Annotated in this window: 1 protein-coding gene (cut by both window edges); it reads right to left on the bottom strand. The window is 73.2% G+C overall.

This entire window lies inside a single protein-coding gene on the bottom strand: locus ACZ5K7_RS25905, encoding a lonely Cys domain-containing protein (RefSeq protein ID WP_468916633.1). The 44,448-nt coding sequence extends 6,600 nt beyond the window's left edge and 16,088 nt beyond its right edge, so the window shows coding positions 16,089–37,848 (codon 5,363, partial, through codon 12,616, complete); reading right to left, the first codon wholly in view occupies nt 21,757–21,759. Both the start codon and the stop codon lie outside the window.

Here is a 21,760-nt window from a genome sequence, read left to right as displayed (position 1 = left end):
GTCCGGCGCCGCGGAACCGGGCGTCGCGTCCGGTGCCTGCTCGGCCTCCGCGTGGGTCGGGGCGGGGAGGACGGTGTCGTTGTCGTCCACCGGCATCTCCGGCCCGGAACCCGGTGAGTAGTACGTGCCGGTCACCTGTCCCTGCGGGGCGGAGCCGCCGGCCAGTGACGGCAGCACGTCCTTGGGAAGGGTGGACCGCCACAGCCTCTCGGGCGGTGACTGCGGTGCCTGGCCGGGCAGTTCGGGCCGCACCGTGCCGAGCACACTGGTCCCCTGCGTGTGGACCACGTAAGTGAGGAGACCGTCGAAGGCCCAGCTCTTGCGGCCGGTCGCTTCGGTCACCGCGGCCCGCAGGTCGGGCGCCGCCGCCGGGCCGGGGACGACGAGTACGACGTCCCTGCCCAGATCCTCTTTGACGAACAGGGGATCGTGCGACACCAGGGCCGCGACCTCGGCGTGGGGCACCGTCCGCCGGATGCCGTCGCCGAAGTACCCGGTGACATGTCCGGGCTGCCACGAGCCGAGGATGTTCAGGACGAGCGGTGGCCTGGCGCCGGGCTGCTTCCAGGGCGCGTCGTAGACACCGGTGTCCTGGAGGTTTCCGCCGCCGGGCAGGACGGCGTGCCCCCGGACCGCATCGGCGTCCAAGTACAGGCCGGGCCCGCCTGCGTAGTTGCGCCCCATGCCCCGGGTGCCATCGGCATTGGCGATGAACGTCTGGGGGCCGTAGGCGCCCAGCGTCTCCAGGTGGAAGGCCGCCAGCTGGGTGAGGTCGCGGATGTCGCGACCGGCAGCGGCGGCCTGGACGGCCAGCGTCCGCAGGGCGTCCCGGTCGTTCTGGGTGGGCTGGTGGCCGTCCGGCAGGTGCAGTACCCGCCGGGCAGCGGCGTCGAGGTCGACGACCCCGGCCAGCCACTCGGTGGCCCTTACGGTCGCCCAGAACACGTCGGACCGCTCGTCCTCGCCGACCACCGGGGCGGGCTGGGGCAGGCGCAGGACCGTGGCCGTGTACGACACGAACCCGTCCTGGCCGTGGTCGTCACGCAGTTCCTCGGCTGTCGACCTGAGGCGGCCGAGCTTGGGGTGGCGGGTGAGCCAGGGCACGCCGTCCGGATCGTTCACCTCTTCGGCGGCCCACTCCAATGCGTTCCGGTAGTCGTCGGTGTCCAGCACACCGTGATAGCCGGCTGTCTCATCGGCGTCCGAACCGGCGTCGGATCCGTCGGACATCGAGTCGTCATCCAGCCGTTCCCGCTCCGCGCGGGCGACGCGCTCGAACAAGCCCATGTGGAACGGTCCGAAGGGAGCCAGCGAGGGGTCGGCCTGCCGCATCCGCTCCAGCGCGCCGATGCCCTGCAGGAGTTCGTCGTAGTCGTCCGCGTGCCCGATGCCATGGCCGAAGATCTGCCGCAGCGCGTACACCAGCCGCCGGGCCGTCTCGCGCACCTCCGCGGGGGCCGGGCCGTCTCCGTCGTGCAGCCGGGCGGTCCGCGCCACCGTGTCCAGCTCGTCCCCGAACGGCTCGGGCTCGTGGATCACCCACGCCTCGGGCTCAGCGCCCCGGCCGTGGATGTCGGTCAGGGCGACGTAGGACAGTTCCGTCACGCCACCCCGGACGAAGTGCGAGATAGCCATGGACCGTTGATAGCCCCGGACCTTCGCCCCGAGCCGGTTGGCGTCCTTCTGGCCCACCGGGCGTACCGCCGGCCGCAGCACATCGGCGACGAACGGAAGGGGGGCTCCCCAGTGCCGCGGCTGGAGGAGATCGCCGGGCGCCGCGGCGAAGCAGACCACGTCGTTGAGCCAGGCGTCCGGGCGGTGCTCTCGCAGGTCCTGCCAGCTCTGCCGACGCGCGAGCCACGCCGCGTGCTCCTCACCGGACTTGTACTCGACACCCCCGTTCTCCAGCGGGATCAGCACATGGCCCGGCAGCCCGTGCCCAGCGTAGTGGTACGCCGCGTCCAGCGGACCCGGGACCGGCATGGGCCGCACAGGCCCGTACTCTCCCGTGGCCGGGTTCCAGGGCATGTATGTCGTGATCTGGCCGAGCCTGCCGTGGTGCCACTCCCGCAACAGGGTGACATCCTCAAAGGGGAGCACCATGCGCCCCATGGACCGCCCCCGGTTGTCCACGATGGGGTTGGTGGTGACCCGGCGGTCCTGGTCCGACACGGTCTCCGCGGGGCGGTCCCCCGCGCGCAGACGGCTGAGGATCCAGCCGCCGAGGTGGGCGTCCCGGATCTGGGTGATGGCGATGGTGTGCCGGGTCTCCCCCGAGGAGGCGTCCGGCGTGATCACGACCGGGACTCCGCTGGGGGCGTAGACGTCCCGCCGGTGACGGTGTGCCAGGTGGCGCGGCATGACCACATAGCCGTCGGCCGCACGGTCGACGACCAGAACGATCGGGACGTCCTTCGGTGTGCCGGCCAGAACGTGGTCCAGCGCCAGCAGTTCGACGAAGACCGCGGCGGAAACGGTACGCGCCACATCGTCGCGGCCCCGCACCACGACGTGGTCCTGCCCGCCGGGGGCGATCACGACGTACGGCCGACGGCCCCCCACGGCGGACGGCCATGGTGCGGCGCCGACGTGGGGCTTCTGCCTGGAACCGTCCATGTTCAGGACCTGGACACCGGTGCGGCCCGGGTCCAGATCCGACACCGTCTCCGGGCCCCAGTTCCACCCGTACGCTCCCGTGCCGTCCGTGGCGTTCAGAGCGAACCGGCTGTCGAAGACGCCCTGGTTCCTGAGGTGGATCGCGGCCAGCGTGTCCAGGCTGACCGCCTGCGCGGCCGCCGGATCCTGGGCCAGCGCGAACAGTGCTTCGTACCCGGCGCTGTCCACCGCCGTGTCGGACGCGAGACCCAGCACCCTCCGGGCCACCGCCGCCACGTCGAACGCGCCCAGGCCCGGCTCCGGATCCGCCGCACGCAGCGCGTCCAGCCGCTGTACGGCCGCAGAAAGGTCCTGGTAGTCGGACCGGGACGATTCCGCGTCCACCCCGAACGCCGTCGCCAGCTCTTCGCGGTAGACGTCCGCGTCGTCCTCGTCCGCTCCATCGATCGACATGGCATCCTCGTCGACCGACATGGCGGGGGAACCCGTCGCGGGAACCGTCCTCGAGTTCCCGGAGTAGACGGCCGGTTCCGACGGCTGCTGTGCCACCGATTGCGTGCTCGGATCGAGCTGGGGAAGAACAGCCTGGGCCTCCTGAACGACACGGAGTGCCTCCTCCCGGACCTCGTCGCTGAGCGCGGCGGGATGCGGCGGCAGCGCCCGCACCGCGAACGACACATCCCGTACCAGCGTCCACAGCCGCGCATACGCCTCGGGGGACAGCGGCGCTCCGAGCGCGAACATCCCCAGCGTCTCAGCGACGGCCTGGGCGTCGACCTGTCTCATCGGCTCCCGGGAACCGCCGTCGGAACCCGGCAGACGTTTCGAGGTCACCAGCCCCAGGAAGGGCCCGAAGGCACGCACCACGGGATGGTCCACGATCTGCCCGACGGTCCCGCGCAAGCTCTCGTCGGAGAGCGGCTCCGGGAACCGGACGGACCGCTGGTAGGCGGCGCGTCCCACAGCCGACAGTTCCGCGACGGCGCGTTCGATCTCGTCGTCGGCCATGAGCTGACCGGTGTAGCCGAAGTGCCGCAGCTCCAGCAGTACCAGGGCGACCAGGAGCCGCCCGTGGTCACTGTCCAGGACCGGGTGGCCCTTCATGTCGACGGTCACGGCGTGGATCGTCTCCGCGGTCACCGCCACCAGCGGAATTTGACGTTCCGGAGCCGTGTCCGGCAGCTGTTCGATCTCCTGTCGGACCAACTGGTACACCGGGTGCCCGGCAGGCGGCAACCCTCGCAGCACGACGGTCAGATACTCGGCATCGACCAGCCGTTCGGGGGGCGTCGTCTCCTGGCCCGTAAGCCGCTGATAGGACGCCAGCACCGTGCCGAGAACGCTGTGGAACTGGACCCCGACGGCTTCGTGGCGGGTCCCCAGGAAGGTGAGCGTCCTCGGCCGCAGGCCCTCCCGGATGCCCGGCCACTCGGGGATGCCGGCGAACTGGGACCTGGACGCGGCCATCAGCATGTTCTTGACCAGTACCGGAACCGGGAAGGTCGTCATCAGCGGGTTGGCCCCGACATGGCTGAAGAACAGCCAGCCGTATCCCCACATCTCGTCGATGTCCGGGATCACCGACAGGAACGGGACATGCCCCACCGTCACGTCGGGCGAACCGGTGACGTCCCGTACGAAGGCCGCGGTGAGCTGCTGACCGAAGGCTCGGCCGGCATCGACGAACGGCCTCAACTGCGGGAAGGCGAACCTCCGCAGCGCCGCGTCCTGGCCCGCCCTCAGGCCGTCGGTGGGAACGCCCAGCGTGGGCTGGACATAGGCCGGATGGTCGGTCCCGGCGGCGCTCGGCAGGACAGCGAACGCACGGCCCTCGTCCGTGACCTCCCAGCCGTCGAGCCCGCCCAGCAGGTCCCCCAGGTTGCGCAGGGTGCCCAGGACATCGACCTCGCGCAGCGCCCTGCGGCCCTCCTTCAACCTCGCCAGCCCGGCCGCCACGCTCTGGCGCTCTTCCTCCGGATGCAGGGCCATGGGAGCGACCACGAACTCCGCGATGTACCGCCTGTCCCTCCGGGGCGGCGGCCCCCCTGGGATCGCCGCCTGACCGGGACCCGGGTGCCAGCGGCCGTCGGGGCCCTGATGGAACAGCGTGGTGTCCAGGACCACCTCGATACCGGGGCCGGTTGCGAGCACCTCACCGTTCTTGAACGCGAGTGCCACGGGCAAGGGCAGGAGGCTGTGCCAGTCCTCGACCTCCAGCCCCAGGGCACGGTACCCGCGCCGCCCCACCGCCCGGTCGACAGTGCTGTGCCCGAGGGACGAGGACTGCGTGAACTGCGGGACCGGGCCCTCGATCACACGTCCTGACAGGTCGATCACGACCATCCGTGCGTCGCTCGCGGCCAACTCCGGCGCCGTCGACAGCCACTCCTCGTCGGCCGCCTGGAGCTCCACCCAGACCGGCTCCGCCTCCTCCTCGCCGTCCGCCGGACGCGGCTGGTACGCCGCCCAGGCATGCCCCGCCTGATCCCCCTGACGCCGGGCCGTGATCAAGGCGATCGTGCCCGGTCCCTGGCTCCGTACAGCCGTCAGCGCGTCGTCCCACGACCCCAGCCGCTGCCAGCCGGGGCCCAGCGCCAGTTCCGCCTCGGCGTCGGCCTGGGACGGGCGTGGGCCGAGCACCGAGTCGTCCACCGTCCGCGCCGGCCGCACCCCGCCGGGGAACAGCACGTCGCGCAAGGAGATCAGCAGCGGCATACAGCCCAGTGCCGTCCCGCCCTGCTCCTCCGCCGCCGCACGCACGCGGCGCACCACGTCCGAGAGCTCCACGACATCGAGCGCCGCAGCAGCGCCGGGCCCGGACCGGGCGCCGGGCGCGGTGGCCACCGACACATGGTCCGTCGGCCCGGCATCAGCCGCCGCGGGTGGCCGCTGCACGGTCGGCCGGTACGCGCCGAGTTGTTCGACGGCGGGGCGCTGAACGCCCTCTCCCGGATAGCTCAGCTTCGTCCACCGCCGGGTGGCCGGGTCGCCGTAGACCGCCTGGGCGCCGAACAGTCCGCTGTCCCACAGGTGACGCATCACCCGGCCGACGAAGAAGGAGCTGACCGAGCCGCTCCCGCCGAACGCCAGCCAGCGCAGCGGAGTGGCGGAGTCACGGGGATCCCAGATGCCGTCCGTGTACAACAGGACGAGTTCGGCCGCGACCTCTTCCGGCAGCAGCGGCCAGCCGTCCTGCTCCACCGCCGACTCCCCCACGCCGGGCCGCAGCGCCAAGGTGAAGGAGTCGCTGTCCGCCAGCACGCCGTCGGCGGTGAGCGCGGTGTGGGCCGCTTCCTGCGCCAGCGGGTCGACGTCACCGAGCCAGCGCACCTTGTCACCCGTGCCGGCCAGCATCGTCAGGAGCGGACGCCGCGTGCCCGGCGCCTCCGTCCCGGGCGGCTGTTCTTCCTCGCCCACCATGCCGATCCAGGAGCCGTCCCCGGCGCTCCCGGCGTTGCGGCGCGGATTGCCGAGCAACGATCCATAGGCCGAGCCGGAGATCTCGTCCGGGTGGACGAGGATGGGCCGCTTCAGTCCGGGCACGAAACGGACCACGGGCTGACCGCCGTGCTGCCGTGCGTGTCCCCTGACGACCGCGGCGAAGATCATCTCTTCGAAGGCATTGGCCGGCACCCAGTGCATATGGTCCGGGTGCTGTACGCCCATCTTGTCGCCGATCATCGCGGTGACCACGATCGCGTGGCGCCGCGGATCCGGCCGGCTGCCGTCGGGCTCCTGGACGGCGTACATGTCGTGGTCGGCCGTGTTGTTCCGCCAGACACCGTCTTCGTCCCGTTGCTGGACGACTCCGTCCACCACCCGGAACCGACCCGAGTCGGTCAGCTCCCGCATGTCCGACGCCAGTTGGGCGAACTCCTCCGCGCGCTGCGCATGGCGCTGCCCGATCACGGACCAATAGGCGTCGTCCTGGTACTCGGGCGCGGAGCCGCGGTCCGGCAGTACCGGGGCGAAGAAGCCGACCAGGCCGATCGTCTCGGGCCGCGCGCCCAGCGGGACGTCCCGTTCGTCGATCGTCTTGGCCTTGATCTCCTTCGGCTTGGGCAACGCGCCCTCGCGCCTGTGCCGCACCGAGGCCGGGTTGGTGCCACGGACGTCGATGATCAGCCCGCGCCGGTCAGCGACCTCCTGGAACTTCTCCTGGTTCTCCACCGGTATCCCGTAGACCAGTTCGACCGTCAGCGGGGACGCGTTCGGGATACGTACATCGCCCAGCGCCCGGGCGGTGGTCTCCGCGGGGACCTCGTCCGCGAGCGCCCGCCCGGAGGAGACCCGACGCACCCGCGACGGGCGGGCTGTCGTGGACGCCTCGGCCGGGCCACCAAGGGCAGTCGGGGCCGGCACCACGGCCGTACCGTCCGGCTGGAACAGCACGGGGGTGATGTCCAGGGCATCGGCCACGGGCACCGCTTCCAGGCCCCAGAAGACGCTGCCGAGTTCCACGGCGGTGACGGAGCTGAGGATCTCGTGGACCTCCGCGATCCGCTGCTCCGCGACGGGCAGGTCCGCCGCGGTCTCCGAGCCGACCAGGACCAGGATCTCGATCGGGCCGTGCCCGGCCGTGTGCCGCTCGCCGTGGTGGGCGCGGGCGTCCTGGGCCAGCTTGGTCGCGTAGTCGAAGAGCACCCTCCTGGCATCGGCGTCGAGTGCCGTCTCGCCCTCGCCGAACGCCAGGACCAGCGGGTCGAGCCGGTACCGCTCCTCCAGCGCGGGGTCGGTCACCACGACTTCCACCGTGTCCGGCAGCGGCACCAGGAACGCCGAGGCGGCGGCCGGGACGGGCCGTTCGGGGGCGGCGGCACCGAGCTCGGTCCCGTCCGTGGCGTCCAGGGACTGCAGGGCCGCACCGAACTCCAGGTTGGCCTGGAAGAGGGCGCCCTGGTCGCCGGTCGTCAGAACCTGGGTGAAGGTCTGTCGCCAGGACCGGGCCTCCGCCGGGTCCATGCCGGAGTCGAGCGCGCGCTGTTCCAGGCTCGCCGCGCGTTCCTCGGCGGACTCATCCGTCCAGGTGGCCGTGGCGACGGCTGTCGTGCCGGTGAGCGAGGCGAGCCCGGACCCGGTGCCGATCGCGGTGTGCGTGCGGGCCGTCGTCAGCAGTTCGTCGAGCCGGTCGGCGAACGCCCGGTCCGACGAGCCGCGTCCGGCGCGGTGGTTGTCGACGAGAGCTGTCAGCTCGCTCCAGGTGAGCGGCCCGGTGACGCCGTCGGCGGCGCGCATCTCGTCGAGCGCGGCGAGCCCGCGCAGCCGGTCCGGATAGGTGTTCTCGTCATCGCCGACAGCGGCCCCGTACACCTCGCGCAGGGCCCGCACCCAGCGGAGCACCCGTGTCGCGAGTTCGTCGTCCCCAGCCGTGTCCGTGGCACCGAGGCGGCGGCCCAGCGCGGCCAGTTCCGCCGTACCGGGCTCCGGGCGGAAGTGCCTCCAGGAGGTGCTCGGGTTGTGGACGTCCTCGGCGTACAGCAGGAAGCGCGGCGGGCGGCCGCCGCCGGTGCCGAAGCGGGTCCGCTCGTCGGCGGACCACAGTGCGCGGCCCATCGCGTTCGCCATGATCTGCCCGGCACGCGGCACGGCCAGCCGGTCGCCGAGCGGCTCGGCGGCGATGTAGCAGGCGTTGACGACCACCGGCCGCTGGGCCGGCAGCGCCCGCACGCTGCCGCGGCGGCCGAAGTACGCCCCGGTCTCCCGTGCGTCCACGCGGACGGTCGTGCCGTCCATGAGCTGGAACTTGGCGTGGCCCTCCAGGCCGTCGGCCGGCCGTATCCCGTGGAAGCCGATGTAGTGGGCGTCCGCCGGCCACGGCAGCTCGTGGAGATCGCTCTCCTCCCAGTCGTCCTCGCCGGGGCCGGTCCGGCGGGCGTAGACGAATCCCCGGGCCTCGGACAGTGCCCGGCCGGTCCCCTCGGCCGCGCCGCCCGTCTGCTCCGGCGGTACGGTCGTACGGCCCGTGGAGCGCTGTCCGTCGAGGCTCACCTCGGTGACGGAGTACACCATGCCGTCCGGGATCTCCCGGCCGTCCAGGGTGCGGATCACGCCTTCCGGGCCGGTACGGCCGAGGCCGGGCGGGTTCGGGATCCAGTTCCCGAGCCGCTCCTCCGCGTCCTCGGGACGGACCAGGGCGAGCCCCAAGGTGCCGTCAACGGTCCGTGCCAGGGTCACCTGGCCGTCCGCCGCCCAGACGGCCGCGCCGGCGGCGTCCGCGACGGCCCGCGGTCCCTCGGGCACGCCCTCGCCCGCGAACGGCACACCCAGCACCAGCGGCCGGGCCGACCTGGCCGGCTCCGCCGCCCTGTCCTGGCGGACCAGTTCGGCCACATCCGACCAGGGCACCTCCAGGGTGCCGCCGTCCCGGGCGGGCAGATCCAGATACGAGGAGTCGCCCGCGCCCAGCAGGACGTACGGGTTCGTGCCACGCCACCGGGCGTCCTGCTCCGAACCGGCCACCTCCGAACCGTCCGCCTCCACCGTCCGGACCGTGTCCAGGTCCAGGGGCAACAGGGCGGCCCTGCCGGTCCAGTTGCGGCCCTGCACCGAGCCGTCCGGCGCGTACAGCAGCGTCTCGGGCCGCAGCGCGTCCTGGTGGCGCACCAGGTAGAAGACACCGAGCGCCGTCAGGCTCCCCGTCTGTCCCTCGTCGGCCGCCTCGGCGGCCAGCGAGAGCAGCGACCGCCGTTGCTCCGGCGTCACTTCGGCGTCCGCGCCCAGATACAGCACTCGCCGCGCCACCACGTCGACAACTTCGGGCGCCGGCCCGCCGCCCAGCCGCTCCACGACACCGACGGCGTCGAGCAGCGCGTCGTGGTCCGGCCGTTCGGCCGCGTCGGGACCGAACACCTGCCGTACGAAGGCCTCCGTGTCCTCCAGCGAGGTCGGGGACTGCGGCTGCGCCTGCGGCGTGGCCGTCGCCTCGTCTCCCGTGGCGGGGACGGAGGCGTCCGGCCCCGCGATGCTGCCGGAACGCCAGGGCCGCGTCCTGGGCGCGTCCTGGGACGAGCCCTCGCCGGACTCGTCGATGGTGGGGACCCTGCGCGGCCGGCGTTCGGGCCGTTGCAGGGCGCTGAGCCGGGTGGGCGGCAGCAGGGAGGTGCGGAAGGAACGCGGGTCGGTGGACTCGACCACCACCTCCCATTCCCTGGGCTGCTCGTTCGCGGCCTGGGTCCGGCTCCGGGTGACGACCTGGATCAGAAACGCCTCCGCGGTCAGCGGGTTCGGGGTGTCGGGGAGCTGCTGCTCCGTCAGCGCCCGGGCCAGCTCCCGCTCCAGCTCCGCCCGGATCTCGGCGGCCCGCTGCCCGGCCCGCTGCCCGGCCTGCTTGGCGGTGGCGGACCTGGCCCGGTTGGCCAGGGGGTTCCTCGAAGACCGCTGTGCCGGCGGCTCGATGACGTTCAGGGTCAGCGTCACCCCCGGCATGGGGATGTTCTCCCGCGCGTTCCACACCCCGACCTTGGCCAATGTCCTCGCCAGGTTGCGGATGTTCGTGGCCACCGTCTGCTGCGGCGCCGTCGAGGTGATGGTGTACGGATTCGGCAGCTTGTGACCGTGCGTGACGACATAGGTCAGCGGGTTGGCCACCCCGGAGACCTGCGCGGACAGCAGCCCGCTGTGGACGTCGTGCGCGCTCTCCCCGGGGCGCCTGCCGTACATCGTGAAGTACCAGCCGTCCTGGCTGGCGATACCGTCCTCCAGCGCGCTCAGCTTCGTCCTCAGCGCCAGGACGGCGTCGTGCGCGGCGTTCCTGGCCTCCCCGAACTCGGCACTCGTCGGCTCGGCGCCGAACTCCTGCAGCTGCGCGAACTCCAGCTCCAACCGGTTCACGTCCCGTACCAGCCGGATCACGTCCAGCAGATCGGCAAGCCGCCGCTCCTGCTCCGGCGCCTCCGGCTCGGCCGACCGGCCCCGCAGATGCGACTCCAGGGCGTCGAGCTGTTCCGTCGTCAGCGCCAGGTTGCGGCCGCGGGCCGCGTCCCGCAGCCGGGTCAGCGCGGGCCTGCGGGTGTGGTTCGTCAGCGCCACCTGGTTGCGGCCGTCCTCGCTGACCAGCAGCACCGTGGCGACCACGTTGCCCATCCGGTCCGCGGTCTCCGCCTCGTCCGGCTTGGCGAAGTTGGTCTGCCTGCCGGGCTCGCTCCGCTGGCCCGGAGCGGTCTCGGACTGGATCGTCTGGACGACGTACGCCTCAAGGATCCGCTCGGCCCAGGCGTGCTCGTTCAGTCCGGCCTGGGCCGCCGCCTGCGACAGCGTGTCGGGCAGCCAGCGCTTCCGTTCGTCCAGCACCTGGGCCGACCCGTAGTCCTGGCCCGGAGTGGGCAACGTCTCGCCCCGGGCCTGGTCCAGCCGGGACCCTTCGGCCATCTGGTCCACCGCCCACTGCGGTCCGACCTGGTCCAGGTTCAGCGGATAGTGGGCCACTTCGGCCAGCGCCTGTGCCAGCTGCGCCGAACCCTGGTACCCGACGTTGTTCGCGCTGATCTCCGCCGTAAAGGCCCTGCCACTGTCCGGATCCCGGAACACCGCGTGCGACGCCCGGCTTTCTCCTCCCGCGATCAACTGGGCCAGCAGATGCGCCCCGTCCTCCTTCGCCCGTCCGTTGCCGGTGAGGAACGCGGCCGTCACCTGGTGCAGCACGACGGTTCCGCCGTCCGCCCGGTCGAGCACCACGGACAGCTCCGGGTCGGCCTTCAGCCTGACCTTGGCGCCGCCGGCCGTCAGCTCCGCGTTCGCCCGGTCCACCACCCGCTGGGTCGCGAAGAACACCTGGGGGCGGGGCTCCGTGCCGAAGGCGATCGTGCGGTCCGCCGAGACCCACAACGGCGGCCTGTCCACCGCGGGTACCGACTTGAGATCCAGGCCGACGGTCTCGATGCCCGGAAGGCCTGCGGAACCCTCCTCGTAGCGAACCGAGCCCGGCTCCCCGACATAGCTGAACAGCGGATCCGTCGTGGCCCGGGCGCCGGTCACCTCGTAGTCGTGGACCAACTCGGGCCGCGGGCGGCGCGCCGCAAAGGGGTCCTCCTCCTGGGCGGACTCCTCCTGTCGTTCCTCCTCCGGGTGTTCCGAGTAGACCGACGACGCCTCCGAGTCGTCGTCCGGCTCCGGTGCCGGCTCCGGCTGCTCCGAGTACACCGAGGAGGCTGCCGCGTCATCGTCGTCGAAGACCGACGTCTCGTCCCACCAGCCGGTGCCCGGGGCTTCCGGCACGTCCCTCAACCGGCGCGCCCGGCGCGCCATCACACCCGTCGCGTTCAGCAGCGCGGCGTCCAGAGACTCCTCGTCGGTAATCACGGGACGACCGGTATTGGCGAATCCGTCCAGGGCGGCCGGTCGCGTGGGCACGGCGCCGGACGGCGCAGCGATCACGTCCGCAGGCCTGGTCGATACCCACAGCTCGGACACCGGGCGTGGGCTCTGGCCGCGCTGAATCTCCTGGATCACGCCGAGAACCGACGTGTGGCCGGCGGCGGGTGGTGTGGCCACTCCACCGGAGAACGACCATGTGACCCGGCCGGTCCCGGCGCTGACGGCGTCCCGCAGTCCGGCGGCGTCCGTCCCCGCCACGCCCAGCACGATGCCCATGGCCAGGTCGGCCTGAGAGCGGAGCGCCGGGTCGTAGGAGGCCAGCAGACCAACCTGGGCGTACGGCACCCGGACGCGGACCTTGCCCTCGGAGTCGAGGACCAGGGTGGCGTGACCGTCTTCCGCACCGCGCAGGCGCAGGACGTACGGCTGGGCGGTGCCGGTGCCCTGCCATGGACCGGTCTCGGCGCCCGTCGGCGTGACTCCGGCGTCACCGGACGTCTTCACGAAGGTCCGGACCTCGGAGGTGTCCAGCACCAACGGCTGGGCACCGCCCGCGTAGTTCCGGCCGGCGCGGGGAGAGCCGTCGGCGCCGTGGACGGCCGTCCGGTCCGCGAAGGCCCCCAGCGTCTCCAGATGGAAGACGGCCAGCTCCGTCTCGTCGTGGATGTCACGTCCGGCTATCACCGCCCGGGTGGCCAGCGTGAACAACTGGTCCCGCAGCCGGTCCGGTTCCAGCGGCTCCTCCAGGTGCAGCACGGCCTTACCGGTGCGCTCGCGGTCCGGCAGCTCCTCGAGCCACTGGATGGCCTTGGCCGTGGCCCACAGCAGTCGGGTGCGCTGGAACGCAGTGATGTTCGCCGGACCGTCGACCTTCACTCCGAGGAGCTTGACGGCCTGCGCGGTGAGCTGCCCCGGTGTCATCCGGTGCATCCCCTGGGCCGCCCGCTCCAGGGCGGGCATGTCTGGCAGGAAGCCGCTCAGCGGCGTCCCGGGCGCGTGGGCGGCGGCCCGCTCCAGCAGTGCGCGGTAGTCGGCGGAGGCCGGCGCGCCCTGGGCGCCCGGGTGCTGCCGCCGCTGGTCCGCTCGCGCGCTCCAGTGCAGCAGGTCCAGAGTGAACGGGCCGAACGGGGCGAGCAGCGGATCCGCCTTCCGCATCGCCTCCAGGGCACCGATCCCGCTCAGCAGGGTGTCGTAGCCGGGGTCGTGGTCGATGTCGTGGCCGAACACCTGGCGCAGCGCGCGCACCAGTCGCAGCGTCACATGGCGGGTCGCACCGGAGACCGGGCCGTCGCCGCTGTGCAGTCCGGCCGTGCGAGCACGGGCGTCCAGCTCGTCGTCGAGTGGTTCGGGCTCGTAGTCCACCCAGGAGTCCAGCCCGCCACCGCGGCCCTGTACGTCGGTCCACACCTCGAACACGTAGTGCGGCATCCCGTCCGGGGGCGTGATCCTGACCGCACCCACCGGCCGGCGGTTGGCGCGGACGTTCCTGCGCGTCTCGTTGGCGGTCTGCTGGCCGAGCGAAGTCCTGGCGAGCGGGTCGACGACGAAGGGCGTGACGGAGCCCAGGTGCAGATCCCGGTCCGCCGGGTCGTCGACGGCGGTGGCACTCCAGCAGATGAGCTGAAGGATCCAGCCCTCGTCGGGCATCCCCTGCACGCTTCCGCGCCGCGCGACCGAGCGCGCGTACTCCGCGCTCGTCTTTTCGAACTGCTGGACGGAGGCGCCGTTGACCACGGTCAGCAGGACGCTGTTCGGCAGGCCGTGCGTCTGGTCGGTGTAGAAGCGTGTGCCTTGGCCCTTGGCGGGCATCGCCAGTTCGGGGCCGAGCTGGCCCGTCGCCGGGTTGACGGATACGAACGTCGTGATCCGGCTGAGGAACGGCAGCGCGTTCTCACGCAGTCCGGCGATCTCGGCTGGACTCATGGAGACCCGGCCGGTCTGCCGCCCGTTCTCACCGAACGGCGCGGTGGACAGGGTGAGTTCCCACGGCGCCGCGTCCGCGCGGGCGGGACGCGCGAGCCCGGGCGGGCTCGACAGCCATGTCCCGACCGGCTTCCCCGGAACGGACGCCAGCGAGACGGTGCCCCGGCTGTCGGCCGGCGAGACCCGCAGTACCACGGACATCCCTGTCGGTGCGAACACCTCGCGGCCGAGCCGGTCGGCGACGCCACGGGACATGTCCTGGTAGCCGGCGCCGGCCCACGGCACCAGCAGCAGCGCCGGCACCTGTGGGGGCAGAGCGGACTGGACCCGGTCCAGGGCCAGCAGTTCGGTGAAGACACCTCGGGACACGGTGCGTACCCCACCGGTGGTCCGCACCTGTACCCCGTCCGGCCGGCCGGCGGTGAGCACCGAGTACGGCGGACGGCCGTCGACCTCCCGCGGCCACGGCGCGTCGGTCACCTCGCCGCGCTCCAGCGTGCCGTCCGGCCGTCGGGAGAGCACACCGGTCTCGTCCAGCACGAGTCCGGTGACCGGACCGTTGCCCCAGTTCCACCCGAACACCGTGCCGTCCGGCGCGGTCAGCGCGAACCGGTCGTCGAAGGCGCCCTGGTTCCTGAGGTGGATCGCCACCAGTGTGTCGAGAGTGCTCGCCTGCGCGACAGCGGGATCCGCCGCGACCGCGAACAACGCGTCGAACTCGGCCGCCCCCACGGGCGCGCTCGGGTCGAGTCCCAGCACGCGCCGGGTCAGGGCGGGCAGATCCAGTGGCCCCTGAGCGAGTTCCGGGTCGGCCTTGCGCAGGGCGTCGAGGGCCCGTACGGACGCGAGCGCCGCCGTGAAGCCCGGAGCCGACTCCCGCCCCTCGCCGAAGACCGCGGCCAGCGCCTCGCGGTGCGTGTCCGCTGCCGCCTCGTCGGACTCGTCGGCACGGCTCAGGTCGAGGGCGGCCAAGTCCGCCACCGCACCGTGATCCGCCGGCGGCGGCGCGGACGGGGAACCGGGCTGCGGAGAACCGGCGTTGGCGTAGCCCTGGGCTGCCGCCGACGGCAACTGTACCGCGGCCGGCGGGACGGTGGGATCGAGCAGCGGGAGGACGGCCTCCGCCCGCTGGACGACACCGAGCGCCCACTCCCGGAACTCGTCGACGAGCGCGCCGGGGTGCGGCTGCCGCGTCTGCACCGCGGACGAAACCCTCCGTGTCAACTCCTGCAGCGGCAGGTACATCGCGGGTGTCAGCGGCATCCCGAGCGCGAACCTGCCCAGCGCCTCGGCGATGCTCTGGGCACCGAACTCGCTCAGCGGTTTGCGGGGAGGGCCGTCGGGCGCCGGCAGCGGCCGCCTGCTCGCCAGCGCCAGGAAAGGCCCGAAGGCACGCACCACGGGGTGGTCCACGATCTGCCGGACGGCGGCCCGCAGACCGTCGTCGGAGAGCGGCTGCCGGTTGTGCACGGCCCGCTGGTAGGCGGCGCGGCCCACAACCGTCAACTCCGCGACAGCCTCCCGGATCTCCTCCTCGCTCATGAGGTCACTGGCGAAGCCGTGGTGCCGCAGCTCCAACAGCACCAGGGCGACCGCGAGCCGCCCCTCGTCGGTGTCCAGTTCCGGATAGCCGCTCATGTCGACGCTGACGTAGTGGATGTTCTCCGCGACCACCGCCTCGATCGAGAGCTCACGTTCCGGCGCGTCCTCCGGGAGCTGCTCGATCCAGCGCCTGGCCTCCTCGTACACCGGGTGACCGGCAGGCGGCAGGCCGCGCAGCGCGACGGTCAGATTCTCGGTGTCCAGCAGTCCGCCGGTGTCCGTCACCTCCTGGCCCGACCGACGCTGGTAGTGCGTGAGCATCCCGCTCAGGAGCGAGTCGAAAAGGGGCCGGATGGCGTCGTACCGGTCGTTGAGGAATGCACGTGTCCGCGGCTGGAGGGCCTCCCGGACACCCGGCCGGTCGGCTGCGCCGGCCAGCGGGGTCCTGGACGCGACCATCAGCATGTTCTTGACCAGCGGCCCTCCTCGCATGGCCGGTCGCAGGGTCTCCTGCAAGGGCCTGGCGCCGACGTGGTTGAAGAGGAGCCAGCCGTATCCCCACACCTCGTCGATGTCCGCGACCGCCGCCAGGAACGGAACGTGCTCCCTCGTCACATCGGCCTCGCCGAGAGTCTCCCGGACGAACCGTGCGCCGAGTTCCCGCCCGAAGTCCCGGCCGGCGGAGATGAAAGTCTTCACCAGGGGCAGCGCGAGCCTCTGCAACGCGACGTCCTGGACCATCCTCAGGCCGACGGCCGGAACCCCCAGCGTGGGTTGTACATAGGCCGGATGGTCCGCCCCGTCGGCACTGGGCAGGACGGTGAACTTACGGCCGTCAGCGGTGACTTCCCAGCCCTCCAGCCGCTCCACGAGCTCCGCGAGGGTACGGGGTGTCCCCGAGGCATCGGTCTCGCGCAACGCCCCGCGGCCTGCCGCCAGCGCCGCCTGCCCGTGGTCCGGACTCTGGCGATCCTCCTCCGGATGCAGGGCCATCGGATCGACCACGAACTCCGCAATGTGCAGGGTCCGCGCCTCGGCCTTCGGCTCCCCTGGGCGCGGAGCCGCCTGATACCAGCGGCCGTCGGATCGCCGGTAGAAGGCCTGCTGGTCCAGGACCACCTTGATACCGGGCCCGGTGGCCAGCACCGCGTGCTTCTCGGGCACGGTCTCCCCGGGCGTCAGCACGAGGATGTGCGAGTCCTCGACCTCGAGGCCGATGGCGTTCCGGTACTCCTCGCCAGGGGCCGCGGGGGCTGGTCCCCACTCGCCGGGCGGCAGGGTCGTCGCCGGCGCCTCCGGCCGCAAGGCCGCGGGGAAGGGCTGGAAGGGCAGGAACTCCTGCCAGTCGGTCGGCCGTCCCTGGGCGTCGTCGAGCAGGATCAGTTCGGCGGACCGCCCCTCCCCGGGCGGTACGACGGCGATCGTGCCCAGGGGGGCGAAGACACGCATCCCGGTCTCGTCCGCCACACTCTGCGCCTCGACGGGGTCGCAGACGAGCAACACCAGGATGTCGGTGGCGGGCAACGCGGCGAAGCTGGCACGGCGGTTCAGCATGTCGCCCGTCGCCATGCCGTCGGCCGGATGCGTCCTGCCTCCCCGTTCGGCGAGCCCGAGGCCCCGGGGACCGGCGTGTGAACCCCAGAAGTGCACCCTGGGCGCACCTTCAGCAGCACCGGAGAGCCAGGGCAGCGCCCGCCGGGTGCTGACCCGCTCCCCCGAGTCCGGGTCGACGGCGAACTGTGTGAAGGTCCGCAACTCGGCGAGGTGCGGATAGGCCGCCTCGCGCACCGCCCACTCCGCCTCCAGGAAGGAGGCGCCGATCCACACGTCGGGGACGGTGCTGACGACACGGTGCACGAGCGGACCATCGGCGGTATCCGCCGGCCCGTGCGGCACGGGCCGGATGGCGGCATCCGCATCCGCGCCCCGGCTCGGCATCAGCGGGGCACCGCCGCGCGGGCCTTGGAGGGGCCGCGGCCTCGACGCGTTGTCCGCGAGGATCTGCCCGATGTCGACGCCGAGTTCGCGCAGGCGATCCTCGGCCGCCTGGAACCGGGCCGCGGCGGCGTCCTCGCGTCGGCGGGCCGCCACCCGTGGGTCGGGGGCGCTGGCCGAACCGGTACCGGAACGCCAGGCCGCTTCCGCCGCCCTGAGCAGGGCACTCGCCTGGCGCCAATCCGCGGCAGCCTCCGAACGCTCTTCCATCGCCTCCTGCTCGTCCTGCGCCTGCTGCTCGGCGTCAGCCGGCACGGCCGCGGGCCGGGAGGGAACAGGACGCTGCGCTCCGGCGCCGAGGGCATCGGACCGCTGCGCGGCAGCCGAGCGCTGCACTCCGGCACCAGGAGCAGCGGCACCGGGAGCGGCACCGTCCGGCCGCTGGGCCGCGGCCGGGCGCTGCGCTCCGGCGGCAGGGGCTCCGGCACCAGGAGCAGCACCGCCGGGCCTCAGCGCCGCAACCGGGGGCTGCGCCCCGGCAGCAGGGGCTCCGGCGGCGGCCTCCTGCGCGGCGACCGGAGGCTGACCCGGGCGGGCCGGCTGGAGGCCCGCAGGTCCCGCAGCCGGGGGCTGGGCGAGCGGCCGGCCCGGCTGGGGCGGCCGGAGGCCGCCCGCCCGGTGGTTGAGGGGCGGGGCCGGGTTGAAGGGGGCGACCGGGACGGCGGCGAGGTACTCGTCGCCGCGTTCGTACACCGTCACCGCGTTCGCGCCCCGGGTGGTCGCGGTGCCGAAGGTGTCGACGGTGCCGTCCTCGTGGACGAGGGTCAGATGGATCCCGTTGGCGCGCGCGGTCAGCTCGGCGGCCAGCAGCGCGGTCGCCCGGTCCCAGCGCCGTGCCTCACTCAACTGGGTCCGGATCAGGGCCTCTTCCTGGGCGCGGGTGAGCGTCAGGGAGGCAGGGAGCCGACCGCCGCGCTGCCGGAACTCCCGGGCCTGCTCCGGGGTGAGCGCCACCCCGGCCGCCGTCAGCTCGGGCAGCCGGAACGTCGCCCGGGGGGCGAGCCGGGCGGTGGCGGGCAGCGGCAGGGCCGGTCCGGGGGTGGTCACGGTGACCGTGCCGGGGGCCTCCTCCCGGGCGGCCGCCAGTGCGGTCGCCACGGCCGTGTAGAAGCGGTTGCCGTCGCCGGGGGGCGCCATCAGGTTCAGGACATAGCCGTCGGGGTCGGTCAGCCGCGCCGGGTCGGTGCCCGCGTCGAACCGGGGACCGGCCGCGTGGACCGTGCCGGCCAGGCCCTCCCAGGTCCAGGGGCGGGCGGTGTGCGCGGGCAGGGCGCCCGCGGGGACGGACGCCGGGGGTGCCGCAGGCGCCGCCAGCTTTCCGGCCCGTCCTCGGGTCCGCGTCGGATCCACGGCACGGAAGCGCCGGTCCGCGAGGTGGAGCACCACCCGGTCGGCGTCCGGGGTGGCCGGGGCGTCGGGGTCGGGGCCGTAGTCCTGGAAGGTGCCGTCCGCTCCGACGATCCGGACCACGACGCCGAAGCGCTGGGCGGCGAGCGCCGCGAGCAGGTCGGCGGCGCTGTGGTCCCAGCCGGTCTCCCCGTCCGCGTCGGCCGGGCGGCGCAGCTGTGCCACGGCGACGGCGCGGCGCTGGGCGGCGGTCAGCGGCCGATGGCGCTGGTCGGGGGTGGGCCGCGGCCCGGCCGAGTGCGGGAGCACACCCAGGGCGTCGAACTCCCGCCGCTGCGGGGTGTCGTCGCCGAGGTCGATCCCGGCGGTGTTCAGCTCGGCGGCGGTGAAGGTGTCCTTCGTGTCCGGGGTGGCATAGGCGAGCAACGGTGAGTCGTCCGGCAGGGCGGCCACCTGGCCGGCGAACTCGCGGCGCAGGGTGTCCGCGTCACCGGGTAGTTCCAGACCCGCGGTTAGCGCGTGGAAGAAGGACCTGCCGTCCTTCGGCACATCCACCAGCCGGTGGATCGTACCGGTCCCGGGCTCGATCAGCGCGGCCGAGCCGTCGGCCGCGATGGCGTCGGCGTAGCGGGGGCGCGGCGCCGCCGCGGGCCGCGCGACGGGCGGGGCGACGGGTGTCAGTACCGGCTCGGGCACTCCGGCCCGGGTGCGGACCGCGGACTGCGGATCGTCGTCTTCCAGCCGGTGCCAGCGGGTCAGCCGGTCGGTCTCGGCCCGGGTCCGGTGGAGGACGCCGGCCGCGGCCTCGGCGGCGGTCTGCTGGGCGCGCACCTCCCGGACGCGGGCGTCGAGGGCGGCCTGCGCCGCGTCCCGGGCGGCGACCGCGATGCGTACGTTCTCGTCGGCGACGAGCACCGACTGATCCGCAGCGGTCCGCCGCTCGTCGGCCGTGTCCCTGGCCGCCCCCACGGTCCGGTCCCATGCGTTCTGGCGGACCTCCCGTTCGATCTGCCGGGCCCGCTGTTCGGTCTGGTGGAGTTCGGCGAGCCACTCCTCCGCCCCGTGCTGGTCCTCGCGGGCGCTGGTGAGCTGCCGGTCGAGGGCGTCGAGCTGCTCGCGCTCGACCTCCGCCCAGCCCTCGTGCTCGGCCTGCGACGAGCTCTGAGCCTCCCGCTCGGCTGCCAGCGCGTCGCGGGCGGCCGCCACCTCCGCCTGGGCGGTGGCCAGGGCGGTCCGGGCCTGCCGAAGCGCGTCCAGGTAGGCGGCCGGCGGGGGATCGACCGGGCGGTCGCGGTGGGCGTCGGCGGCCGTGATCGCGGCGTCCAGGTCGGCCTGGACGGCGGCGTACTCCAGCCCCGCGGCGGCGCGGGCCTCGGCGGCGGCGCGGCGGGCGACGGCCGCGGCCGGGGCGGCCGCGTCGAGCGCTTCCTGGAGGTCGGCGAGACCGCGGCGCAGGCTCCAGTACTTCTGGTCGGCGTCGGCCCACGCCTTGCCTGCGTCCCGTACCCGGTCCCAGGCCTCGGCGACCTGCGGGGGGAAGTTGGCGTCGGTGATCAGCCCGAGGTCACGGGCGACGTCCTCGCGGACCCAGGCGACGACGTAGGTGGCGGACTCGACCGCCTGCCGGCCGGGCTTGACCGCGCGGAAGGCGCCGCTCATGTGGTCACGGGTCCACACGCCGATCGAGCTGTCCTTGAAGTGCCGGGCCACTTCGGCGACGCTCAGCCAGACGACCGGGATCGCGAACGCCATCGCGCGGCCCGTCTTCGGCTTGACCAGGTCCTGCCTCACCAGGTCGTCGGCGGTGACCTCGCCGTCGGTCTCACTGGTGTCGAAGCCCGTGCCGCTCGCCCCGGGGCCGGCCACACCGACGGCGTCGGACCTGATCGCCGGGAAGAAGCCGACCGCCGAGTCCTGGGTACCACCCTGGGAGGGGGTCACGTTCCTGTTCTCGGCGTACCGGTCGGGCGCCTCCATGCGGATGCCGTCGGCGACCGTCAGCAGCTCCGCATGGGCGAAGCTGGGCCGGGAGTAGATGGTCAGCGACCCGTCGGACCGGTCCGCGAACAGGTCCTCGGTCAGCCCCGCCACCGAATAGCCCTCGGCGCTCGCGCTCTGGTGGTAGAACGCGGACAGCGCACTGGTGCCGGTGCCGTCCTCCAGTGCCTGCGCGGAGCCGGTGCCCGGTGCCGTCAGACCGCTGGACGTCGCCTTGCCCAGAGCCAGGTCCAGCGCGTCGTCGGTCAGGGCACCCGCGGCGCCGGCGAGCGCGTTGTCGTACGCCTTCGCCAGCGCGATGGTGTTGGCCGCCTGCACCCGGTGCGCCTCTATCACCGTACGGACCTGGAATCCGTCGGCCGGCATGGTGAACGGCCTTCGCGTGCCGTCGGGGTGCGGGGTGGCGCGCCAGGCCTCGATCTGTGCCGGTGTGGTGGGGATCCGGGCTCCCGTCAGCACGTTCACGCGCGACTGCCCGAGGTCCAGGTCCGGCGGGGGCAGCGGGTCCTCGTCGGCGTCCGGGGCGTCGTCCGCCCCGGTGTCCGGCAGCATCAGGCTGGCCGGCACCAGTTCCCGCAGTGTGCCTATGTCGCCCTCGGTGAAGACCCCCTGGGCCTTCTCCGCCTTCCGCTTGCTCCTGAGGGTGTCCTCCCCCGTGTCGCCCTCGATCTCCAGGTCGAGCTGGAGCCGGTACCCGGTGGTGAACTCGGCGTGCGGCTCACTGGTGTACACCGACCACAGCTTCGTACGGGTGGCCGACCGGGTGGCGGATGTCGTCTGCCGGTTGGCGCCCGTCTCGAGGTACGTCGGGCCGGCCGCCGTCAGCACCGGGTCGCTGGTGTGCACACCCTCGGTGACCTGCCCACCGATGTCGCGGCCCTTCGCCACGCTGAAGCCCTCGGTGACGGTCTCGACCGCCCACCGGTGGTCCTCCAACTCCATGGCCGGCCACAGGCCCTCGAACTCCTGGGCGCCCGGCACCAGCACGGCCCGCACCCGCACGGTCCGGGTGCCGATCCGGTACCGC

The organism is Streptomyces sp. NPDC031497 (genome assembly GCF_055580905.1).
Note: the sequence above shows the minus strand (reverse complement) of the source record. Positions and strands in the feature narration are given on the sequence as shown.